Consider the following 21,356-nt stretch of genomic DNA (forward strand, 5'->3'; position numbering starts at 1 on the left):
ATGGAGGGAGGTCAGCCCGGGGAGGGGACGGCGTCGGCGAGGGTCAGGGCGTGGATGCGGTCCGGGGCGCCGGGGCGGGCGTAGTACCAGCCCTGGGCGGTGTCGCAGCCGAGTGCGCGGAGCTGGGCCGCCTGGGCGCCGGTCTCCACGCCCTCGACGGTGACGGCGAGTTCGAGGCTGTGGGCCAGGGACACGATGCCCTCGACTATCTTGACGTCGACCGGGTTGGCGGGCTGCTGCTGCATCCCCTTGGTGAAGGAGCGGTCCAGCTTCAGCACACTGACGGGGAGGCGCCGCAGGTTCGCGAGGTTCGAGTAGCCCGTGCCGAAGTCGTCGAGCGCGATGTCCACGCCGAGGTCGGCGAGGCGGCGCAGCGGTTCCAGCAGGTCGTCGTCCGCGCCGATGAGGGCCGACTCGGTGACCTCCAGGCACAGTGCGCCCGGGGTGAGGCCGGCGTTCTCCAGGACCGCGACCGTGTCGGCGACCAGGCCGGGGTGGTGGAGCTGGGTCGGCGACAGGTTGACGTTGACCCGCAGCGGCGAGCCGCCGTGCTCGCGCTGCCAGGTGCGGGCCTGGCGGACGGACTCCTCCAGCACCCACCGGCCCAGCGGGACGATCAGGCCGGTGCGCTCGGCCAGCGGGATGAAGCGGTCCGGGCCGAGGACCCCGTACTGGGGGTGCTCCCAGCGGACGAGGGCCTCCGCGCCGCGGACCGTGCCGTCGTGCATGTGGACGAGCGGCTGGTACTCGATGAAGAACTCGCCGCGCTCCAGGGCCGCGGGGAGGGCGTTCGTCAGGCCGTGGCGGGTGATCGCGCGGGCGTCGGCCTCCGCGTCGGCGAACTCGAAGCGGCTGCCGCCGGCCGCCTTCGCCCGGTACATGGTGATGTCCGCGCTGCGCAGCACCTCCGCCGGGGTGCGCTCCCCCGCCGGGCCCTCCACGATGCCGATGCTGCCGCGGACGGACAGCTCCCGGCCCTCGATCCGAATCGGGGCCGACAGGGCCGACAGGATGCGGACGGCGAGTTCCGTCACCTTCTCCTGGGTGTCGGGGCCGGTCGTCAGTGCCACGAACTCGTCGCCGCCGAGCCGGGCGACGACCTCGCCGGGGCCCGTCGCGCAGCTTTCGAGGCGGTCCGCGACCTCCACGAGCAGCCGGTCCCCCGCCGAGTGGCCGAGGCTGTCGTTGACCGCCTTGAACCCGTCCAGGTCGAGGTAGCACAGGCCGAATCTGGTGCCGCCGCCGCTGAGGGCCTTTTCCAGGCGTTCGAAGAACAGCGTCCGGTTGGGCAGGCCCGTCAGGGCGTCGTGCGTGGCCTCGTAGCGCAGCCGCAGGTTCAGCAGGCGCCGCTCGGTGGTGTCCTCCATCAGCGCCAGCTGGTACTGGGGCCGGCCCTCGGCGTCGCGCAGCAGCGACACCGTCAGGTTGGTCCACAGCACGGTGCCGTCGTGCCGGTAGTACGGCTTCTCGACGCGGTAGCTCTCCCGCTCGCCGCGGACGAGTTCGCCGTACATCCGCCAGACCTGCGGGGCGTCGTCGGGGTGGCCCCACTCGCTGACGTTGCGGCCGCGGACGTGGCCGCCCATCCCGCCGAACATCTGGAGCAGGGCGTCGTTGACCTCCAGCACGTTGCCTTCGAGGTCGGCGATGCCGATGCCGATCGCCGCGCCCTCGAAGACCGCGCGGAACCGCTCCTCGCTGGCGTGCAGGGCCTGCTGGGCGTCGATGCGGGCGGTCAGCGCGGAGCGGGCGATCGCCTCCTGCTCCCGCAGGGTGCGCTCCCGCAGGGCGCGGGCGAAGCCGGCGGCGATCTGGTGCTGGAGGCGGGCGCAGCGGGACCGGTACTCCTCGGCGGCCTCCGCCCCTACGCCGTCGGGCCCGCAGTACAGGACGAGGTAGGACTCGACGACGCCGAGCGTGCCGGCCAGCGCCTCCGGGTCGGTGCAGTGCACGGCGACGAGTTCGGCCCCGACCTGGTGGGCGGCGGCCGCGTCGAACGGCCTGGCGCGCAGGGCCTCGGCGAGCGTGCGGGTCAGCGGCACCAGGTGCTGCTCGAACTCCGGGCGCGTCAGGGAGGTCGCCGTGAACGGGAAGATGGCGCGCCCCCAGATCGTCGCGAAACGCGCGATCCGGTCGTCCAGGCCGCTGTGCGGGGCGGGCTGCGGGCACGGGTGCGGGACGCGGGAGGGGCCGCCCTGCAGGGGCTCCGCGTCCTTCGGGGTCGGTGTGCCGGAGGGCACCGCGGCCGTCGATCTCACGCCTTGCGTCCCACTCCGCCGAAGCCGGAGAACGCGTACGGGTCCTCCGGCATGTCTCCGTCCTGCGGGTCCGCGAGGCCGCCGGGCTGCCAGTTCGGCATCGACACGACGCCGGGGTCGACCAGTTCGAAGCCGTCGAAGAAGCGGGCGACCTCCTCGCGCGTGCGCATGACCAGCGGGTTGCGGATCTCCCGGTAGACGCCGACCGTGCCGCTGGCGACCTCCTCGGACAGCGGCATGCCCTCGTACGAGGCGTGCGTGAGGACGAGGAGGCTCCCCGGCGGCAGGGCGTCGCGGAGTTCGGCGACGGCCCCGTACGGGTCGTCGGCGTCCTCCAGGAAGTGCAGGACCGCGACGAGCAGCAGGGCCACCGGGCGGTCGAAGTCCAGGAGCCGCTCGACCTCGGGGGCGGCGAGGATCTCCCGCGGCTTGCGCAGGTCGGCGGAGACGACGCCGGTCTGCGGGTCGCCCTCCAGGACGGCGCGGCTGTGCGCGACCGCCACCGGGTCGTGGTCGACGTAGACGACGCGCGCGTCGGGGTTGGCGGCCCGGGCGACCTCGTGGACGTTGCCGAAGGTGGGGATGCCGGAGCCGATGTCGAGGAACTGGGTCACGCCCTGGGCGGCGGCGTAGCGGACGGCGCGGCGCATGAACGCCCGGTTCGCCTGCATGATCTTCGGCAGGCCCGGCATGAATTCCATGGCCCGGCGGGCGGCCTGCCGGTCCACCTCGAAATTGTGGGAGCCGCCCAGGTAGTAATCGTAGATGCGGGACACGCTCGGCACCGATATGTCGATACCTGGCGGGGCCCAGGTGGGGCGCTCCATCTCGGTCTCCAAGCCGTAGTCCGTGGCGGTCGTCCGGGAGGTCGGACACCTGTCCGAGCCGAATGTACTGATCATCGCCCAAGGGAGCGAGCAAAAGCGGAAATTGGTGATCCGTTCTTCATCACACACCAAAGACCTCTGCGGCCCCGCGCGCCACCGATGGCGGAAACCGACACGTCCCTTTTGGGAATCGCCCGAGAGGTGATCGCATCGGTTCGGTTCATGGCTCAAACCTCTATGTTCCGAACTGCACCCGTTCAGGCGAACCAAGGCCGTGCCCCGCGTACGCGGGCACGCGCGAGCCCATGCTGCCCGGGTGAACAGAGCCCGTACCCGGCGTTTGATCGTGCTCCCGGCCCTGCTGTGGGCGGCCTTGTCCGCCACGCCCGCCGTGGCCGATAGCTGCGCCTACGCGACGGTCGGCGACGGCGGCGCCGGGGGCGGCACCAGGCTGACCGCCGTCGCCGGCAGCGGCGCCGCAAGAGCGGCCGGAGGTGGCGCACATCACGGCGCCGGCCCCTCGGATGCCGAGGACCGCGCGGGGGACCGAGGCGGCGGCAAGGGCCGCGGGCACGGCCACGGCAAGGGGCGGGGAAAGGGCCACCGCTGCCACGGGCACGGCCGCGGCCACCACTGCCCGCCGCCTCCCCCGCCGTGCCCGCCGAAGCCGACGCCCACCCCGACGCCGAAGCCGACCCCGACTCCCCCACCGCCGCCCAAGCCCACTCCGCCGGTCCCGAAGCCGACCCCGCCGCCCGCGCCCCGGCCCACTCCACCGCCCCCGCCGAGGCCGGCGCCGCCGAAGCCCGTACCCGTGCCCGAGGTGCCCGAGCCGGCCCCGCCGAAGCCCGCGCCCTCGCGGGCCCAGGCCGCGCCCGCAGTCCTCCCGCCGCCACCGCCGACCCCGCCGGCGAAGAAACCCGTACCGAGGCCCGCGTACCGGGCCGCGAGCGCGAAACCCGTCGGACACCACATCTCGCCGGTGACCTTCACCCTGATGACCGCGGCGCCCGCGGTGCTCGCGATCGTCGCGCTGCGCCCGCGCTGACCGCCTCCGCCACCCCGGCCGCCGCCGCCCGCCCGCATACCGCCCGCCCGCGCCACGATTGGGAGTCCCCTTGTCGGAATGGCTCGTCCTGACCCTCGCGATGGCCGCGGCCTGCGCCGTCGTCCTCGCCACCGCCTTCTTCCGGCACCGGCGGATCGGCGAGGACGACGATCCCAGCGAAACCCCCGACGTCATCGAGTACATGACGATGATGATCGGCGTGATCTACGCGATCGTGCTCGGCCTCGCGATCGCGGGCGTCTGGGAGGGCAGGGGAGCGGCCCAGGAGTACGTGCGCCAGGAGGCCCAGGCCCTGCACGAGATCAGCGTCCGCTCCCAGGTCTACCCGCCCGGGGTCCGCGACCGGATCCGGGCCGGTGTCGACGCGTACGTGACGTACGTGGTGGACACCGAGTGGCGGCAGATGGCCGACCACGGCTCGGTCACCGACCGCAGCGGGGAGCTGCTGGAGCGGATCCGCCGGGACGTCACCGACTACGAGCCGCAGACCGACCACGAGGGCCAGGCGTACCAGCCGCTGGTGGACCAGGTGGCGCTGGTCGACGACGCCCGCAGCGCCCGGGGGCTCAGCGCCGGGGCCACCATGCCCGGGGTCGTGTGGTTCGGGCTGATCGTCGGGGCGCTCGTCACCGTCGGGATGATCTTCATGCTGCAGATCCGCCGCTCCTTCCGGGAGCTGCTGCTGGCGGGCCTGTTCAGTGCGCTGATCGCGTTCCTGCTGTTCCTGATCTGGGACTTCGACGCCCCGTTCGGGCGGGGCATCTCCGCGACCGCCGAGCCGTTCCTTGCGCAGTTCCCGCACCTGGACCTGGGCGGCTGAGCCCCGCGCCAAACCGGGGAGGGGCCCGCCGTCCCCGGTTCGGCCCAGCAGTGTGCCCCATTCGCCCGCTCCTGATCGCGGGGCGGCGGGCCCGCGCCTAGCGTGGCGGGCATCGGGGAGCATCCCCCACCGCCGGCGGAAACCGTTCCGCGGCTGCTTCCCGGGATCCGGAGAACCATCCATGGGTGCGATACGCAGCTCCGCCACTGCCCTGCTCGGCGCCGGCGCCGCGGGCGCCGTCCTTGCGGTCGGCGTCTTCGGTGCGCCCGCCGCGATCGCGGCCGAGGCACAGCCCATCACCTCTTTCGGCTTCGCCGTCACCCCGTCCACGGTCGCCCCCGGCGGCCAGACAGTGCTCTCGGTCACCGGCTGCGACGCCGCCTTCGCGACCGCCTCCTCCGGGGTTTTCGACACCGTGAGCATCGCCCGGGGCAGCACCGCGCGCGTGACCGTGGACCGCGACGCACGCCGCGGAGCCGTCTACTCGGTGACGTTCACCTGCAACGGCGAGAACGGTTCCGCGGACCTCACCATCGCCGGCGGCACCGGCACCCCGACGACCAGTTCCACCTCCGCCGAGCGGCCGACCGCGCCGCGCACCGCAACCGCCACGGCGCCCGCGGAGACCGCGGCGGCGCGTGGCGTGCGGGGCGGACTCGGCGGCAGCGTCGCCGGGATGGACGCCCTGGAACTCGGGGCGGGCGCGGCCCTCTTCCTGGCCGCCGCGGCCGGCACCGCCGTCGCGCTGCGGCGCCGCGGCTCCTCCCGCCACTGACGCGGCGCCCCTGCGCCAACACCCCCGCACCGCCTGCGCGTACGCGCACAACAAACAGCACCGCATCGCCCGTCCGCCGGGCGGCCGGCGCCGACAGCCGGTCGCCCCGGATCCCGGACGGGATGCGGGGCGGCCGGCGTGTGTTCCGGGCGGGGACCGGGGAGGTCGGCCGGTCGTCAGGCCCGGTTGCGGTGCGGGCGGCGGCGCCGCAGGACGTGGACGCCCGCGCCGAGGGCCGCCGCGCCGACGAGACCCGCGCCGACGGCGGTCTCGGCGGCGGAGGGGCCGAAGGAGCCGCCGAGACCGCCCTGGGCGCCGCGGCCGTCGAGGATCTGGAAGCGGTGGGTGGCGATCAGGTTGCTGTCGTTGCACTTGACCGACAGCGTGTGCGTCCCGGGCGAGGCGTGGTTGAAGATCCGTACCGTCGCGAACCCGACGGACCCGGCCGACAGGTTCGCCGGCGAGAAGTTGCCGGGCGAGGAAACGGTTCCGCCGTGGCCGCAGCCGGCGGCGCTGACCTGCATCGTGGCACCCTGGTGCACCGAGTACGGGGTGACGGAGACGTTGCTGGGGCCGCGGCCGCCGTTGCCGCCCTGGCCCCCGCTCTCCGGCGGCCCCGCCGCCGGGTTCGCCGAGGCGACCGGAATACTGAGACCGACGGCGACGCACGCCGCCGCGGTCACGGTGAGAGCGCGCAGAACACGCATGGTGGAACCTCCAGCGGAAAGCGCCCCGGAGCGGTCGCCCGGGATGATCGACGAGAACGCCTCCCATCACGAACCCTCGGGCCGGCCCGCAAGCGGCGCATGTCCGGCTTTGGTCTGCACGGTTGAGCGACACACCGCCGGCCCTGCGTGTCATCTGACGGAACCGCAGGTCACGACCCGTCAGCAGTTTGTGTGATGAATACCCGGACGGGTGCAACCCGTCCGGCCCGCCACCCGTTCGCCCGGCAGCGATCGCCGTCTTGCGCGGGCGGGCTTAGCGTGCGTGGAGAAGGGCGTGAAGGGGCGGGATGGAACGCGGGTCGGGACCCCCGCGTCGGGAAGGGAGAGCCATGACCGAGGACGAGAGTGAGCTGCGGCCGAGGAGACGCTCCCCCTGGGGTGTGCTCGCGCTGGTCATGCTCAGCGGCCTCGCCATGATGCGCAACGGCGCCGAGTCCGGGGACGGGCCGCCGCAGCCGACGGCCGCCGCTGCGGTGTCGGCGCCGGCCGGGCAGCCGGACGGGCAGGCGCCGATGCCGCTGCCGCCGGGTGCGGCGCTGCCTGCGGGCGCCGCGGAGCTGGAGCACTCGTCGGTCCAGCGCATCCGGATTCCGCAGATCCGGGTGGACGCACCGGTGATGACGGTGGGGCTGGACGCGCAGGGCTGGATCGAGGCCCCGCCGGCCCAGGATCCGAACCTGGCCGGCTGGTACCTCAACGGCATCGCGCCGGGCCAGCGCGGCTCGGCCGTCGTCGTGGGCCACGTCGACAACGAGCAGGGCCCTGCGGTGTTCTACGGGCTGGGCGCCCTGCGCAAGGGCGACCGCGTCGAGGTCGACCGCTACGACGGGCGCACCGCGGTGTTCGAGGTGTACGGCGTGGAGGTGTTCTCGAAGGAGACGTTCCCCGGAGCGCGGGTGTACGGGGACACCGGGCTGCCCGAGCTCCGGGTGATCACGTGCGGTGGCGGCTACTCGAAGGCGCGGGGCTACGACGGGAACGTCGTCGTGTTCGCCCGCATGGTCGAGGCCCGCTGAGCCGGCGGGCGCCGCGCCCCGCTGGGGATACGTTTCCTCAGCGGGGCGGCAGCACGGGCAGGGTCATCCGGTGGCCGCGGGCCAGGAGCTGCGGCAGGTAGGTGCCGAGGGCGTGGACGCTCTGCGTGCGGTCGCCGCCGGCGTCGTGCGAGAGGACGATCACTCCGGGTGCGGCGCCCTTGAGGATGCGGGAGACGATCACGGAGGTGCCCGGCTCCGTCCAGTCGAGGCTGTCCACGGTCCAGGCGAGGGGCTCCATGCCCAGTTCGGCGCCGATCTCGAAGGCGGCCCGGTTCCACGCGCCGTACGGCGCCCGGAACCACAGGGGCGGGGCTCCGACGGTCCGCTCGACGACCTCGCTGGTGCGGCCGATCTCGGAGGCGAGGCCGGGCCTGCTCAGGCGGGGGATGAGGGGGTGGGACCAGGTGTGGTTGCCGATGAGGTGGCCCTCCGCGGCCATCCTGCGGACCAGGTCGCGGTTCTCGGCGGCCATCTCGCCGCAGACGAAGAACATCGCGCGGACGCCGTACCGGGCGAGGGTGTCGAGGATGCCGGGGGTGTAGCGGGGGTCGGGGCCGTCGTCGAAGGTGAGGACCATCGAGTTGCCGGCGGCCGCGGCCGGGTCGAGCTCCAGGATGGGCCGGGTGCGGACGGCGGGCCTGGCGGCCGGCGGGCGCACGGGCGCCTCGGCGGTCATGGGGCTCAGCCGGTAGGCGGTCCGGCCGGGGGTCTGCGGCCGGACGGCTCGGACGCCTCCGGGGCCGGCCGCGCCTCCCGGACCGGGCTGCCCGGCGGCCCCCGCGGCTCCGGCGGCTCCCCGGCCTCCGGGGGTTCCGCCGGCGGAGGCGCTTCCGGGCGGGCCGGACTCGCCGGAGGCCAGGAGTCCGGAGGCTGCGGCGATTCCGAGGAAGACTGCGGTGCGCAGGAGCACGCGCCGCCCGACTGTCGGCTCGTCATTTTTCATTATTACTACGTATCAACGAGACCGGCCGGGATGTCGAGAGGCGCGGACGCGGCCGCGCGCCCTCACCCGATCAGCCGCGCCGCACCAGCGGGAACGGCAGCGTCTCGCGGATCGTCAGACCGGTGAGGAACATGACGAGGCGGTCCACTCCGATGCCCAGCCCGCCGGTGGGCGGCATCGCGTACTCCAGGGCGTCGAGGAAGTCGTTGTCGAGTTCCATCGCCTCCGGGTCGCCGCCCGCGGCGAGCAGCGACTGCGCTGTGAGCCGGCGCCGCTGCTCGACGGGGTCGGTCAGCTCCGAGTAGGCGGTGCCGAGTTCGGTCCCGAAGGCGACGAGGTCCCAGCGCTCGGCCAGGCGCGGATCGCGCCGGTGCTGCCGGGTCAGCGGGGAGACGTCGGTGGGGAAGTCCTTGTAGAAGGTGGGCAGGGTGGTCTTCTCCTCGACGAGCCGCTCGTACATCTCCAGGACGACGTCGCCGCGGGTGTCGGCGGGGGTGTGGGGCACCCCGGCCCGGTCGCACAGCCGGCGCAGCACGGCTTCCGGGGTGTCGGCGTCGACGGCTTCGCCGAGGGCCTCGCTGACCGCGCCGTACAGGGTCTTGACGGGCCAGGTGCCGGAGATGTCGTGGACGGCGAGCCTGCCGTCCGGGCCGGTCCTGTGGGCGACGGGCGAGCCGAAGGCGGCGGTGGCGGCGCCCTGGATGAGCTCGCGGGTCAGGTCGAGCATCACGTCGTAGTCGGCGTAGGCCTGGTAGGCCTCCAGCATCGTGAACTCGGGGTTGTGCTTGTAGGAGACGCCCTCGTTGCGGAAGGTGCGGCCCATCTCGAAGACCTTCTCCATGCCGCCGACGCACAGCCGCTTCAGGTACAGCTCGGGTGCGATGCGCAGGTACAGGTCGAGGTCGTAGGCATTGATGTGGGTGCGGAAGGGGCGGGCGTTGGCCCCGCCGTGGATCTGCTGGAGCATCGGGGTCTCGACCTCCAGGAAGCCGCGCTCCAGCAGGCCGTGCCGCAGGGCCTGCACGGCCGTCGAGCGGGCCCGTACGGTGTCGCGGGCCTCCGGGCTGGCGACGAGGTCGAGGTAGCGCCGGCGGACGCGGGCCTCGGGGTCGGCGAGGCCCTTGCGCTTGTCGGGCAGGGGGCGCAGGCACTTGCCGGTGAGCTGCCAGGACTCCACGAGGAGGGAGGGTTCGCCGGATTTGCTGGCCCCCGTCCGGCCGGTGGCGGTGACGTGGTCGCCGAAGTCGACCTGGGAGGTGAAGGAGTCGAGGACGGCGGCGCCGCTCTCGTCCCGGGTGAGCATCAGCTGGATGTCGCCGGACCAGTCGCGCAGGACGGCGAAGACGACGCCGCCGAGGTCGCGGACGACCATGATCCGCCCGGCGAGTGTGGCGGGGCCGTCGCCGCGGGCTCCGGGCGGCAGGCCGGGGCGGGCGGTCAGGAGCCCGGACGCGGTGTGGGTGGGGGCGGGGACGCCGACGGGGTAGGGGTCGACGCCGGCGGCGCGCAGCCGGTCGAGCTTGGCGTGGCGGACGCGGACCTGCTCGGGCAGGCGCTCGGCGGGGAGGGCCGGACCGCCCTGCCCGCCGGCCGCGTCCAGGCCGAGGGAGTCGAGCGGAGGCAGCTCCGCGGTGTTCGCGGGGGCGGTGACGCCCTTGGGGTGGCCCTTGCCCCACAGCGTGCGCAGGCTGGGCACGGAGACGAAGCCCTCGGCGATGCCGGAGGCGAGGCTGACCCGGGCGAGCGAGCCGGCGTCCTGGTAGCAGAGGAACCGCGGGTACCACTCCGGCCCGTACTTGACGTTCGAGCGGTAGAGGGCCTCCAGCTGCCACCAGCGGGAGAGGAACAGCAGCAGCCGGCGCCAGAGCTTCAGGACGGGGCCGGCGCCGATCCGGCCGCCCTCCTCGAAGGCGGAGCGGAAGACGGCGAAGTTCAGCGAGATCCGGCGCACGCCGAGGCCGGGCGCGGCGGCGCACAGCTGGGCGACCATGAACTCCATGACGCCGTTGGGGGCGTTGCGGTCGCGGCGCATCAGGTCGAGGGAGATGCCGTCCTTGCCCCAGGGGACGAAGGACAGCAGGGCGATGAGCTCGCCGTCGGCGTCGAAGGCCTCGACGAGCAGGCAGTCGCCGTCGGCGGGGTCGCCGAGCCGGTCGAGGGCCATGGAGAAGCCGCGTTCGGTCTCGGTGTCGCGCCAGGTGTCGGCGCGGTCGATGATCCGCTGCATCTCCTCGTCGGACAGCGCGGAGTGGCGGCGGATGGAGGTGGTGGCCCCGGCGCGGCGGACCCGGTTGACGGCCTGGCGGGTGACGCGCATGTCGCGGCCGTCGAGGTCGAAGTGGGCGACGTGCAGGATGGCCTCGTCGCCGAGCTGGAGGGCGCTCAGCCCGGACCGGGCGTAGGCGGTGGCACCGTCCTCGGAGGCGCCCATGACGGCGGGCTGCCATCCGTATCGGCGGGCCACGGCCAGCCAGGCGTCGATGGCCGGGGTCCAGGCGGCGGGGTCGCCCACCGGGTCGCCGCTGGCGAGGCAGACGCCCGCCTCGACGCGGTAGGTGACGCACGCCTTGCCGTTGGGGGCGAAGACGACGGCCTTGTCGCGGCGGGTGGCGAAGTAGCCGAGGGAGTCGGAGCGGCCGTACGCGCCGAGCAGCGCGCGGATGCGGGGCTCTTCGTCGCCGTGCAGGGCGGCGGTCATGCGCTGGGAGCGGAAGAGCGTGGCCGCGGCGCCCAGCAGGGCGAGCGCGCCGAACAGGCCGAGCAGGAAGGACAGGGGCCGCGGCGGGCGGCCGTCGAACTCGCGGGCCGAGAACAGGCCGCCGAACACCTGCTTGGCGGCCCAGTCCAGCCACTGGCCGCGGGGCAGGGTGCCGGGGAAGAGGGCGACGAGCGCCCAGCCGAGGAGGACGGCGGCGAGCAGGCCGAGCCCGAGGACGAGCAGGGCCCGCCAGAACGCTCCGGGCCGGGAGGCGGCGTAGAACTCGCTGCGGGCGGCGGTCAGCAGCGCCAGCGCGGCGGCGGCGATGACGAGGGAGGGGCCGCCGATCCGGATCCAGCCGTCGCCGATGAGCAGCACGTCGACGAGGGCCAGCATGGCCAGGTAGGCGACGACGATCCACCAGGCGACCTTCTTGCGGGCGCCGAGCGCGGCGGCGAGGAGGAAGAGGAAGACCGCGTAGGCGAGGTTCTCGCTGACGGGTACCACGAAGTCGTCGAGGAAGCGGACGACGTGCCGCAGCAGGTACCGCAGCGCCGGCGAGAGCGCCAGGACGGCACAGAACAGGCCGAGGACGCCGAAGAAGGCGGCGAACCCGTCGGGCACCCGGTTCAGGAAGCGGTTCCGGGTCCCCCGGGTCTGCTCCGTCGTGGCACTCATGGTTGGCACTCTAGGGAGCCCGGCCGCGGTCCGCGCGGCGAGCGCCCGGTCCCCCGGGAGGGTGAAGGGCGGGGAGCCCGCCCGTCCCGGCCGGGCGCGGACACGTCAGCGGCCCATGGTGAGGCCGTGTGCGGCGGCGCCGCGGCCCAGGACCGCCTCGCTGACGGTGTCGCGGGCGCGGCGGTAGCCGGCGTCGCCGGGCTCCTCGGCGAGGGCGGCCGGCAGGTTGACGACCTTCCCGGCGTCCAGGTCCATCATCTGGGGGACGAACTCGGCCTTGGCGACCTGCCAGCGCCCGCCCGCCGCGGCCGGCGGGGCGAAGGTGAAGCGGGCGAGGGAGCCGTAGTTGCCGCGCAGGTCCCGGTCGCCGGAGTGGTTGAACATCTCGCCGGCGACCTGGTCGCCCATGCCGTAGACCACCCAGGTGCCGTTGACCTTCTCGTATGCCTGCGGGACGTGGGCGTGCGTGCCGAGGATCAGGTCGATGTCGGGGCGGCCGCCGGTCTGGGACGCGGTCAGCTCCCGGCCGAGGGTCAGCTGCCGCTCGTCCGGCGCGGTCTGCCATTCGGTGCCCCAGTGGAGGCTGACGAGGACCACGTCCGCGCCGGCCTTCCGGGCCGCCCGCGCGTCCGCGACGACCTTGTCCTTGTCGATGAGGTTGACGGCCCACGGCCGGCCCTCGGGCATCGGGTACCCGTTGGTGTCGTAGGTGTAGGCGAGGTGGGCGACCTTGGCCGAGCCTGCGGTGTAGAGGGTCGGGGTGGCCGCCTCGGCCGCCGTGCGGGCCGAGCCGGCGTGGCGCAGGCCGACCCGGTCGAAGCGGTCGAGGGTGCGCGCAAGGCCTTCGGCGCCGGCGTCGAGGGTGTGGTTCGAGGCGGTCGAGCAGCCGTCGTAGCCGGCGTCCTTGAGGCCGTCGGCGACTTCCGGCGGGGACTGGAAGGCCGGGTAGCCGGTGAAGGGGCCGCCGTCGGGGCCGTAGACGGTCTCCATGTGGCACAGCGCCAGGTCGGCGGCGGAGACGAGCGGTTTGACGTGCGAGAACATCGGCCGGAAGTCGTGGCCGGCGCCGTCGGCGTCGGCCGCGGCCCGCTTGATGACCGAGTCGTGGGGCAGGACGTCGCCGCTCGCGACGAGCGTGAAGCCGCGTGCGGCGGTCGCGGCCGGGCCGGCGGCGCGGGAGGGCGGGGGGTGGGCGTCGCCGAGGCGGGCGGGCGGGGTGCGGCCGGCCGAGCAGGCGGCCGCGGCGGCGGCCGACAGCAGGGCCGCGGACAGGAGGGCGAGGGTCTTGCGGGTGCGCTGGGTCATGGGCGCGACTCCCTCTCCAATTAGTACGACTATCTGATCATCTTTTAGTCCATGGAGGGAGGGGCTGCGCGTCGGAGGGGGCCGCCCGGCCGCACCCGAGGCCGCCGGCGCGAGGGCCGCGGGGGCATGGGGGCGGCAGGGGCGCCGGGGACCGTGGGGCCCCGCGGGGGCCGTTCACCGCACCGTTCGACCGTTCGGCGACCGCCCACCGGTCCGGGCGGCCGCCCACCGGTCGTCCCGGGCGCTTGGGCGCACAACCGCGGCCGGACGGTTCACGGGGCGCCCGGCGCACGTGAGGGTGGGTGCGTCGGACCCGGACGGCCCCAGGAAGGAGGCCCTCGTGCCCCTCTCCCCCACCCTTGCACGCACGGCCCCCGAGGCGCTGGCCGAACTCCAGCGCGAGCACGGTCGGGCCCTGTTCGGCCTCCTGCTCGGCCTCACCTCCGGGGACGCCCAGCGCGCCGAGGACCTCGTCCAGGAGACGCTCGTCCGGGCCTGGCAGCACCCCGAGGCCCTGGCGAGCGGCCACGCGTCCATGCGCCCCTGGCTCTTCACCGTCGCGCGGCGCCTCGCGATCGACGCCCGCCGGGCGCGCCTCTCGCGCCCGCAGGAGGTCGACGCGGAAGCGCTGGAGCAGGCGCCGGCCCCCGAGGACGGGGTGGCGGGCTCCGTGACGGCCATCGACGTCCGGCGCGCCGTCGGCTCGCTGGGGCCGGAGCACCGGGAGGTGCTGCTGGAGGTGTACTTCCGCGACCGGTCCGTCGCCGAGGCCGCCGCCGAGCTGGGGATCCCCGCCGGAACGGTCAAGTCCCGCACCCACTACGCCCTGCGGGCCCTCCGCAAGGGCCTCCAGGGATACGGGTACGGGCTCGGCGCGTGAGAGTGCCGCGGCCCGGCCGCCGCACCGGGAAACGATCCGAATGCACGCGGATCGGACAGGAAGTGCGCGGAAACAGGCCGCAGACCGTTCAAGTTGAGTAAACATCCCCCACGCCGCAAGCCGGGAGGGGAAGGCTCGGAACCCACGGACGGGAAGCTCGACACGCGGGAGAAGGTGGAACGGTGCAGCCCGAGGGTACGAACGGCACCAGTGACGGCGGGCTTGCGGTGCCCATGGCGTGGCTGTACGCCGAGTACATCGCCGACGAACTGCTGCGCACGGGCCGGCTGATCCCGGCCGGCACCCTGGAGTTCCGCGCCGGCCGCGACACGCTCGCCCTGACCATCTACCTCTCCGACGCCGCCGGCGAGCTCTCGGGGATCCGCGTGGTCTCCCAGCTCGACGAGTGGATGTCGCTGACGGCGTACGGGCACCCCTGGCGCGACTGGGTCCACACCCGCTTCCTCGCGCTCGGCGAGGAGGCCCGCGAGAGCGGCCGCGGCGAGGACCCCGACCTCGAACTGGCCCGCGCCGCCTGGCGCTGGCTGGACCGGACGGAGCTCTTCGCCACCAACATCGACGCCGCCCGGCCGGGCCAGGCCGAGCCGTACCAGGGCCTGGACGAGAACGCCCGCGTGTGGACGCCCGCCTGGCAGCTCGGGCTCCCCCTGGGCCATTTGGCCATGCACCTCTTCTGACCGGCCCCGGCCCTGCCGCCCGCCCCGCTACGGGCGCCTCCGCGGGGGCGGCGGGTCGGCCGGGTCCAGCACCAGGCCGGCGAAGTCGGCCTCGTTGCGCTCGGCGCGGACGACGTACCACCGTGCGATCAGCCACAGCACGGGATAGGCGGCCACCCCGAGCACCGCCCACACCACCGGTCCCGGCACCGCCCGCGGCAGCGCGAACAGCAGCGGAAGCGCCCCCACCGCCAGCGCCAGCGCAACCACCGCACCCAGCCCGGCGCGCAGTTGGCTGCGCATGAGGGCGCGTACGTACGTCGTGCCGAGGCTGGTCTGCTCGCAGATCTCCGAACGGGCCGGGGTGTAGGCGGGAGCACGGCGGCGGGCGGCGCGCGGCACCCCCGTGACGGTCTCCCGCCGGGGCGCCGCCGCCTGCCGGGGCGGGTGTGGCGGGGGGTCCTGCATGGTGCGGGAGTCTACGCAGCGGCGGGCGCGGGCGGGGGTCATTTGAGCAGGCGGGAGAGCCTGCGGTCGGCGAGCGGCTTGCCGCCGGTCTGGCAGGTGGGGCAGTACTGGAGGGAGGAGTCGGCGAACGACACCGACCGGATGGTGTCGCCGCACACCGGGCACGGCTCGCCGTCCCGGCCGTGCACCCGCAGGCCGCTCCTCTTCTCGGCCTTCAACCGGCCGGCGGCCACGCCGTGGGCCCGGTCGACGGCCTCGCGCAGGGTGCCCCGGACGGCCTCGTACAGGCGGGTGGTCTGCTCCTCGTCGAAGGCGGACGCCGGCTTGAACGGGGACACCCCGGCCGCGTGGAGGATCTCGTCGCTGTAGGCGTTGCCGATGCCGGCGAGGACGCCCTGGTCGCGCAGTACGCCCTTGATCTGCCGCCGCTCCCCCGCCAGCAGCGCGGCGAACGCCTCCCGGTCGAAGCCCTCGGCCAGCGGGTCCGGCCCCAGGCGGGCGATGCCCGGCACCTCCGCCGGGTCCCGGACCACGTAGACGGCGAGGCGCTTCTGGGTGCCCGCCTCCGTCAGGTCGAAGCCGCCGCCGCCTTCGAGGGCGACGCGCAGGGCGAGCGGCCCCTTGCCGGGGCGCGGGGGCCGGTCGGGCAGGGCGTCCTGCCAGCGGAGCCAGCCGGCCCGTGCCAGGTGGGCGACCAGGTGGAGTTCCCCGATCCGCAGGGCGAGGAACTTGCCGTACCGGGCGGTGTGCCCGGCCTCCTGCCCCTCCAGGGCGGACAGCGGCGGGTCGTACGTCTTGAGCACGCTCACGGCGAGCGGGAGGACGCGTTCGACCACCCTTCCGGTGAGGTGCTCGTCGAGGAACTCCCTGAGGGCCTCGACCTCCGGCAGCTCGGGCATGCCCCCAGCCTGCCCATCCGGCCGCGGATGCGCGACCGGACGAGGCCCCGGGATGGCGGGTGCCGGCTCAGGTCAGGAGGAACTCGCACCAGACGCACTTGCCGCTGCCCCGCGCCTCCACGCCCCACACGTCCGCCAGCCGGTCGACCAGCATGAGCCCCCGCCCGGACACGCCCGCCTCGCCCGCCTCCCGGCGGCGCGGGAGGGCGCTGGAGCGGTCCTCCACCTCGACGCGGAGCCGGCGGACCTGCCCGCTCAGGACGCGCAGGGTGACGATCGCAGGGCCGTCCGTGTGCATCAGGGCGTTGACGATCAGCTCGTCCGCGACGAGTTCGATCTCGTCGGAGCGCTCCCGCGCACCCCAAGCGCGCACCGCCGCCCCGATCATGTGGCGGGCGGACACGAGGGCCTCCGGGTCGCCGGGGGCGACGTGCTGCTGGAGCCGGCCGCCGCCCCGTTCCGCCTCCTCCACGCGGCGGCGCAGCAGGAGCAGCGCCATGTCGTCGTCGCCGCCGCGTTCGTCTATCACCTCGCACAGCCGGTCGGCGAGCCGCTGGAGGTCCTCCGGGCCGCCGCGGATCAGCCCGGACAGCAGCCGCACCCCGTCGTCGAGGTCCGCTCCGGGGTGCTCGACGAGGCCGTCCGTGCACAGCAGGATCGTTTCGCCCGGGTCGAGCTCCACCGTCGTGACCGGGTACTCCAGGCGGCCGAACTCCGCCGAGAGGCCGAGCGGCATGCCGCCCTCGACGTCGAGCCGGCGGCAGTCGCCGTCGCGGGTGCGCAGCAGCGGGTCGATGTGCCCGGCGCGCACGACCTGCAGGACGCCGGTCGACAGGTCGGCCTCGACGTAGGTGCAGGTGGCGAAGCGGTCGGTGTCCAGTTCGTGCAGGAACACCGATGCCCGGGCCATGACGGTGCCCGGCGAGTGGCCCTCGGCGGCGTACGCGCGCAGCACGATCCGCAGCTGGCCCATGACGGCCGCGGCGTGCGTGTCGTGGCCCTGGACGTCCCCGATGACGGCGCCGACGCGGCCGCCCGGCAGCGGGATCACGTCGTACCAGTCGCCGCCGATGTCCTGGCCCATCCGGGCGGACCGGTAGCGGACGGCGATGTCGCCGCCGGGGACGGTGGGGATCCGGCGCGGCAGCATGGCCTGCTGGAGCCCCTCCGCGAGGTCGTGCTCCTGCTCCAGCAGCATGGCGCGCTGGAGGCTCTGGGCGATGCTGCTGCCCAGGGCGACGAGGAGGTTCCGCTCGTCCTGGGTGAAGCCGTCCTTGTCCTGGTAGAGCAGGCCGATCGCGCCGATCGGGCGGGCCTGGGCGATCAGCGGCAGGTAGGCGGCCGCCGAGATGTCCATGTACGAGATCTTCGCCCACAGGCCGGGGTAGCCCTCGGCGAACTCGTCCGCGGAGTCGAGGAAGCGCGGCTGGAGGGAGCGGACCACCTCGCTCATCGGGTAGTCCTCGTCGATGCGGGTGTAGCGGGTGCCGGGGACGAAGCTGCCCGAGGGGCCCTCGGCGACGAGGTGGATGCGGCCGGCCTCGACCAGTCCCATGACCATGCCCATGGAGCCGAGCCGCTCCAGGCCGTGGGCGTCGCCGATGACGTCGATGACGTCCTTCACGGTCCGGGCGTGGGCCAGTGCCGCGGTGGTGCTCTCGACCACCGAGGTCTGGCGGCGGCGCTCCTCGTCGAGGCCGAGGCGTTCGGCCGAGTGGCTGAGCTCCTCGGTGGCGTCGCGGACGATGCCGATGATCCGGTGGGGGCGGCCGTCGGGGTCGCGCATGACGCGGCCCTGGGTGTGCGTCCAGCGCAGCCGGCCGTCGCGGCAGCGGATCCGGAAGTAGGCGCCGTAGCTGTCCTCGTCGCTCTTGAGGGCGTGGGAGACGAGGTCGAAGAGGCGGGCCGACTCCCCTTCGGGCACCCGGGCGGCGAGCGATTCGGGCCGGCCGTCGTACTCCTCCGCGGCGGTGTCGAACACGTCGAGGGCGGCCGTGTCCAGGTGCATCAGGCCGGTGGACAGGTCCCAGTCGAAGCTGCCCATCCGGTTGAGCGAGAGCGACCGGTCCGGGTGTGCGGGCCAGTCGTCCGGCAGCGATACGGTGGTCGGCACCGGTCCACCATGACACACGGGCGGGTCAGGCGCCCCCCGGATGCGCGGCCGGAACGGCGGCGGTCGCGGCCCCGGCGGCGGGCACCCCGGCCGATGCCGGGTCGGACTCCTGCGCCGCTCCGGTGCCGGGGGCGCCTGCCGCGCCGTCGGCGGTGCCCGTCTCCTCGACACCGGTGCCGTAGGGGTCGGCGTCGTGGGAGTCGACGTCGTAGGAGTCGGCGTCGTAGGAGTCGGCCTCGTAGGAGTCGGCCTCGTAGGAGTCGGCCTCGTAGGAGTCGGCGGTGGCCGGGTCCGCGCCGTCGGTCGCGGTGCCGTCCAGGTCGGCGTCCCACGGGTCGGCGGACGTGTCGGTGAGGGCCGCGTCGGCTTCCGCCTCGGGGGCGTTCGGGTCGTAGAGGTCGCCCGTGTCCGCGGCCGCGTCGTCCCCGCCCGGCCACGGCGCCAGGTCGCCGCCGCCCGCCGCCGGATCCGCCTCGGCCGACCCGTCGGAGGACCCGACCCCCGGCAGGCCCGGCTGGGACGGGGTGCGCTGCGGGGCGTCCTGGCCGCCCGGGACGCTCTGCGCGGGCGGCAGCCCGGGGGTGCCGGGCGGGGCGGCCGGGGCGGTGGCCGGCGCCGCTCCGAGGGGGATGCCGTCGGCGGGGTCGTACGCGGGCACGACGCGCGGGGAGCGGTCCTGGGCGCCGTCGTCGCCGGTGGTCCGCTCGATCCACGAGTTGTCCGCGACGTTGGCGATGACGAGGCCGGCGAGCGGGTAGGGGGTCGGCTCGATCACGATCACCTGGTTGGGCTGGTAGCCGTTCCACCGCTCGCCCTTGACGGCGGGGGTGCCCTTGGCGGTGAGCGGGGCGAGCAGCGGGCTGCCGCCGGCGCACCGCAGGCGGGGCATGCCCTGGGCGTCGACGAGGACGGCGGTGCCGGCCTGGAGGACGGACTGGAAGCCGTACGCGCCGCCGTCGCGGAATCCGTGGTTCGTGACGCGGGTGTCGGCGCGGAGCACGACCGGCGTGAGCCCGCGCAGGAACTCGGGGAGCCCGGATTCCTGGACGGAGGAGGCCGCCGCGAAGGCGCGGGCCTTGCCCTCGTCGCCGGTGAGGGTGCGCAGCTGCTGTTCGACGTCGCAGCTGCCGAGGCGCTTGGTGCCGCCGTAGAGGCCGGGGGTGGCGGCATTGACGGTGCGGATGCCGCGGCCGGTCGGGTTGGGGAGCGGGGGCTGGGCCGGGGCGGATTCGGCGGTGGCGGAGGAGGGGGTGAAGGGATCGGGGCCCGCCGAGCCGACGGGCTGCAGGTGGATCTCCTGGCTCTCGGGGCCGGCCGGCGCGGGGGCCTCCTCGCCGCCTCCGCAAGCCGCGGCGGCGAGGCCGAGCAACGTCAAGAGGGCTGCTCGGGCCGGTGTGTGACGACGCGGCGCCTGACGGGGTGTCGGCTCGTGCACGGTCTTCTCCCTGTTCGCCCCGGATGCTCCCTCCTGTCTGCCGCATGTCGGCGGGCCCCGCAACCGGAGCGCCCGCAGCCGGGCGCACGGCCTCCCCCGAGCGGTACGGGCGCACCCCGGAGAGCATTCTTGAACGCGTTCAGGGAATCCCGTAGGGTCACGACCGCGACCTGAACGCGTTCAAAGCGCGGGAGGGGCCGGGGCGCCCGCGTGCGCGGCGTCCGGCGTTTCCGGAGGAGAAGGGATGCGCGGTGACCGTCCTGCTGAACCTCGTCGTGGCGTTGGGCATGCTGTACGTCGTGCCCGCCGGTCTGCGGCTGATCGACCCGGCCGCCCTGCACCGCACCGCCCGCTGGTGGCCGCTCGCCGCCGCGCCCGGCGCGGTGTGCCTCTGGCTGCCGCGCGGCGCCGCCGCGACGGCCCTGGCCGCCCTCTACGCGGCGGCCGCCCTCGCGCTCGCCGCCCGCGCCCCGGGCCGGCTGCAGCGGCTCCTGCGGGCGCCGTCCGCGGACCGGGCCCGCTCCGCCCCCGCCGCGCTCGCCGCGGCCACGGCCCTGGCCGCGCCTGCGGTCGCCGCGACGGCGCTGGTGGCCGAGCGGGCCGGGTACCGGCTCTTCGGCTTCGACCTGGACATCCTGGCGCTCACGGTGCCGCACTTCCACTACGCCGGGTTCGCGGCGGCCCTCGTCGCCGGGCTCGTGTGCCGGGCGGCACCGGGGCCCGCGGCACGCCTGGCGGCGTACAGCGTCCCCGGCGGGACCCTGCTGGTGCTCCTCGGCTACTTCGTGGACGACTGGGCGGAGCTGGCGGGCGCGGTCGTGCTCACCACCGGGATGTGGGCGGTGGCGCTGGTGACCTGGCGGGAGGTGCGCCCGACCGCCCGCGACCGGCTCACCCGGGGGCTCCTCGCCGCGTCATCGGCCGTCCTCGTCGCCACGATGCTCCTCGCCCTGTGGTGGGCGGTCGGCGAGGCCACCGGAGCCGTGCACCCCACCCTGGCCTGGACGGCCGCCACCCACGGCGTCGGCAACGCCCTCGGCTTCGCCGTGTGCGCGCTGCTCGCGTGGCGCCGCCTTGCGGCCGCCGGCCCTCCCGGTCCCGTACCGCACGGGCAGCAGCCCCCGCCGACCGGGCGGGACCGCGGCCGTACGGGGCAGAAGCAGACCACGCCGCAGACGGAGGAGACGATCCGATGACCCGGCTCACCGGGGCGGCCCGCCCCGCGCTCACCTACCCGGAGCGGGGCGCCACCGCCGCACTGCCCCTGCCCGACCGATACCACCACCTCCGCCACCGGACCCGGATCGGCCGCGGCCGCGCCGTCTTCGAGGCGGCCGGGGCCGCGGTCACCACCTTCGGCGCGCACCGCGCCGCGGGCGTGTCGGTCCGCTGCGGCCACGGCGCCGTCCGGCCCGGGAGCCGCGTCGGGGTCGGGCTCGGCTGGGGCCCGCTGCGGATCGAGGTGCCCTGCGAGGTCGTCTGGACGGCGTACGAGCCCACCCGGACCGGCTTCGCCTACGGGACCCTGGCCGGCCACCCCGAGCAGGGCGAGGAGTCCTTCCTGGTCCTCCTCGACCGGGACGGGACGGTGTGGTTCGAGGTGACCGCCTTCAGCCGTCCCGCGCGCTGGTACACGCGGGCCGCCGGCCCGCTGGTGCCCTTCCTCCAGCGCTGCTACGCCCGCCGCCTGGGCCGGACCCTGCGCAGGCTGGCCGCCGCGGGCTGAACCGCCTGATACTGGAGGGG

General features: G+C 74.9%; 18 protein-coding genes. 8 read left to right on the plus strand and 10 right to left on the minus strand.

Annotated features, from left to right (window positions below; translation table 11 throughout):
• Positions 1-11 precede the first annotated feature (11 nt).
• Positions 12-2,201: a putative bifunctional diguanylate cyclase/phosphodiesterase gene (locus ACZ462_RS05275; RefSeq protein WP_467802897.1), complete on the minus strand. Its 2,190-nt coding sequence runs from the start codon at positions 2,199-2,201 to the stop codon at positions 12-14.
• A gap of 53 nt (positions 2,202-2,254) precedes the next feature.
• A complete protein-coding gene (locus ACZ462_RS05280; protein ID WP_467802896.1) occupies positions 2,255-3,085 on the minus strand; it encodes an SAM-dependent methyltransferase in 831 nt (276 codons plus the stop codon).
• Positions 3,086-3,899: 814 nt separating this feature from the next.
• Between ACZ462_RS05280 and ACZ462_RS05285 the strand changes: the two genes are divergently transcribed.
• From ACZ462_RS05285 to ACZ462_RS05295, 3 genes are all read left to right on the plus strand, one after another.
• Positions 3,900-4,133, plus strand: a complete 234-nt coding sequence (locus ACZ462_RS05285; protein ID WP_467802779.1) for a hypothetical protein — start codon at positions 3,900-3,902, stop codon at positions 4,131-4,133.
• A gap of 70 nt (positions 4,134-4,203) precedes the next feature.
• The gene (locus ACZ462_RS05290) at positions 4,204-4,974 is read left to right on the plus strand and encodes a bestrophin-like domain (protein WP_467802778.1); all 771 of its coding nucleotides are present in this window, start codon (positions 4,204-4,206) and stop codon (positions 4,972-4,974) included.
• 181 nt (positions 4,975-5,155) lie between these two features.
• Positions 5,156-5,749 (plus strand): hypothetical protein, encoded by a 594-nt coding sequence (locus ACZ462_RS05295; RefSeq protein WP_467802777.1) that lies wholly within the window; start codon positions 5,156-5,158, stop codon positions 5,747-5,749.
• 176 nt (positions 5,750-5,925) lie between these two features.
• Here ACZ462_RS05295 and ACZ462_RS05300 read toward each other — a convergent pair whose 3' ends face one another.
• On the minus strand, positions 5,926-6,456 hold the full coding sequence (locus ACZ462_RS05300; RefSeq protein WP_467802776.1) for a hypothetical protein: 531 nt from the start codon (positions 6,454-6,456) through the stop codon (positions 5,926-5,928).
• Between the two features lie 350 nt (positions 6,457-6,806).
• Here ACZ462_RS05300 and ACZ462_RS05305 point away from each other — a divergent pair, with 350 nt between their 5' ends.
• Positions 6,807-7,493, plus strand: a complete 687-nt coding sequence (locus ACZ462_RS05305) for a class F sortase (protein WP_467802775.1) — start codon at positions 6,807-6,809, stop codon at positions 7,491-7,493.
• A 37-nt stretch (positions 7,494-7,530) separates the two neighbouring features.
• Here ACZ462_RS05305 and ACZ462_RS05310 read toward each other — a convergent pair whose 3' ends face one another.
• From ACZ462_RS05310 to ACZ462_RS05320, 3 genes are all read right to left on the minus strand, one after another.
• Positions 7,531-8,457, minus strand: a complete 927-nt coding sequence (locus ACZ462_RS05310; RefSeq protein WP_467802774.1) for a polysaccharide deacetylase family protein — start codon at positions 8,455-8,457, stop codon at positions 7,531-7,533.
• Between the two features lie 70 nt (positions 8,458-8,527).
• Positions 8,528-11,833: a bifunctional lysylphosphatidylglycerol synthetase/lysine--tRNA ligase LysX gene (gene lysX / locus ACZ462_RS05315; RefSeq protein ID WP_467802773.1), complete on the minus strand. Its 3,306-nt coding sequence runs from the start codon at positions 11,831-11,833 to the stop codon at positions 8,528-8,530.
• Positions 11,834-11,938: 105 nt separating this feature from the next.
• On the minus strand, positions 11,939-13,138 hold the full coding sequence (locus ACZ462_RS05320; protein WP_467802772.1) for a CapA family protein: 1,200 nt from the start codon (positions 13,136-13,138) through the stop codon (positions 11,939-11,941).
• Positions 13,139-13,478: 340 nt separating this feature from the next.
• On the opposite strand from ACZ462_RS05320, the gene ACZ462_RS05325 reads away from it, so the two are divergent.
• Both ACZ462_RS05325 and ACZ462_RS05330 read left to right on the plus strand, forming a co-directional pair.
• A complete protein-coding gene (locus ACZ462_RS05325) occupies positions 13,479-14,018 on the plus strand; it encodes a sigma-70 family RNA polymerase sigma factor (protein WP_467802771.1) in 540 nt (179 codons plus the stop codon).
• Positions 14,019-14,251: 233 nt separating this feature from the next.
• Complete coding sequence (locus ACZ462_RS05330) at positions 14,252-14,716, plus strand: hypothetical protein (protein ID WP_467802895.1); 465 nt, start codon at positions 14,252-14,254, stop codon at positions 14,714-14,716.
• A 27-nt stretch (positions 14,717-14,743) separates the two neighbouring features.
• Here ACZ462_RS05330 and ACZ462_RS05335 read toward each other — a convergent pair whose 3' ends face one another.
• From ACZ462_RS05335 to ACZ462_RS05350, 4 genes are all read right to left on the minus strand, one after another.
• A complete protein-coding gene (locus tag ACZ462_RS05335; protein ID WP_467802770.1) occupies positions 14,744-15,163 on the minus strand; it encodes a hypothetical protein in 420 nt (139 codons plus the stop codon).
• A 38-nt stretch (positions 15,164-15,201) separates the two neighbouring features.
• Positions 15,202-16,062: an Fpg/Nei family DNA glycosylase gene (locus ACZ462_RS05340; RefSeq protein ID WP_467802768.1), complete on the minus strand. Its 861-nt coding sequence runs from the start codon at positions 16,060-16,062 to the stop codon at positions 15,202-15,204.
• A 67-nt stretch (positions 16,063-16,129) separates the two neighbouring features.
• The gene (locus ACZ462_RS05345; RefSeq protein ID WP_467802767.1) at positions 16,130-18,193 is read right to left on the minus strand and encodes a SpoIIE family protein phosphatase; all 2,064 of its coding nucleotides are present in this window, start codon (positions 18,191-18,193) and stop codon (positions 16,130-16,132) included.
• Between the two features lie 7 nt (positions 18,194-18,200).
• Positions 18,201-19,550: a DUF6777 domain-containing protein gene (locus ACZ462_RS05350; RefSeq protein WP_467802766.1), complete on the minus strand. Its 1,350-nt coding sequence runs from the start codon at positions 19,548-19,550 to the stop codon at positions 18,201-18,203.
• 311 nt (positions 19,551-19,861) lie between these two features.
• Here ACZ462_RS05350 and ACZ462_RS05355 point away from each other — a divergent pair, with 311 nt between their 5' ends.
• Both ACZ462_RS05355 and ACZ462_RS05360 read left to right on the plus strand, forming a co-directional pair.
• The gene (locus ACZ462_RS05355; protein WP_467802765.1) at positions 19,862-20,806 is read left to right on the plus strand and encodes a YndJ family protein; all 945 of its coding nucleotides are present in this window, start codon (positions 19,862-19,864) and stop codon (positions 20,804-20,806) included.
• Positions 20,803-21,336: a DUF1990 family protein gene (locus tag ACZ462_RS05360; protein WP_467802763.1), complete on the plus strand. Its 534-nt coding sequence runs from the start codon at positions 20,803-20,805 to the stop codon at positions 21,334-21,336. The genes ACZ462_RS05355 and ACZ462_RS05360 overlap by 4 nt, the downstream gene beginning before the upstream one ends.
• The last annotated feature ends 20 nt before the right edge of the window (positions 21,337-21,356 follow it).

The sequence above is a fragment of the Streptomyces sp. NPDC031121 genome, assembly GCF_055570615.1.

What these genes read in the sequence shown, in the direction of transcription:
- ACZ462_RS05300 (WP_467802776.1), bottom strand. Translation starts at nt 6,456, where the DNA reads ATGCGTGTTCTGCGCGCTCTCACCGTGACCGCGGCGGCGTGCGTCGCC.
- ACZ462_RS05360 (WP_467802763.1), top strand. Translation starts at nt 20,803, where the DNA reads ATGACCCGGCTCACCGGGGCGGCCCGCCCCGCGCTCACCTACCCGGAG.
- ACZ462_RS05295 (WP_467802777.1), top strand. Translation starts at nt 5,156, where the DNA reads ATGGGTGCGATACGCAGCTCCGCCACTGCCCTGCTCGGCGCCGGCGCC.
- ACZ462_RS05340 (WP_467802768.1), bottom strand. Translation starts at nt 16,062, where the DNA reads ATGCCCGAGCTGCCGGAGGTCGAGGCCCTCAGGGAGTTCCTCGACGAG.
- lysX (WP_467802773.1), bottom strand. Translation starts at nt 11,833, where the DNA reads ATGAGTGCCACGACGGAGCAGACCCGGGGGACCCGGAACCGCTTCCTG.
- ACZ462_RS05305 (WP_467802775.1), top strand. Translation starts at nt 6,807, where the DNA reads ATGACCGAGGACGAGAGTGAGCTGCGGCCGAGGAGACGCTCCCCCTGG.
- ACZ462_RS05310 (WP_467802774.1), bottom strand. Translation starts at nt 8,457, where the DNA reads ATGAAAAATGACGAGCCGACAGTCGGGCGGCGCGTGCTCCTGCGCACC.
- ACZ462_RS05320 (WP_467802772.1), bottom strand. Translation starts at nt 13,138, where the DNA reads ATGACCCAGCGCACCCGCAAGACCCTCGCCCTCCTGTCCGCGGCCCTG.
- ACZ462_RS05280 (WP_467802896.1), bottom strand. Translation starts at nt 3,085, where the DNA reads ATGGAGCGCCCCACCTGGGCCCCGCCAGGTATCGACATATCGGTGCCG.
- ACZ462_RS05335 (WP_467802770.1), bottom strand. Translation starts at nt 15,163, where the DNA reads ATGCAGGACCCCCCGCCACACCCGCCCCGGCAGGCGGCGGCGCCCCGG.
- ACZ462_RS05330 (WP_467802895.1), top strand. Translation starts at nt 14,252, where the DNA reads ATGGCGTGGCTGTACGCCGAGTACATCGCCGACGAACTGCTGCGCACG.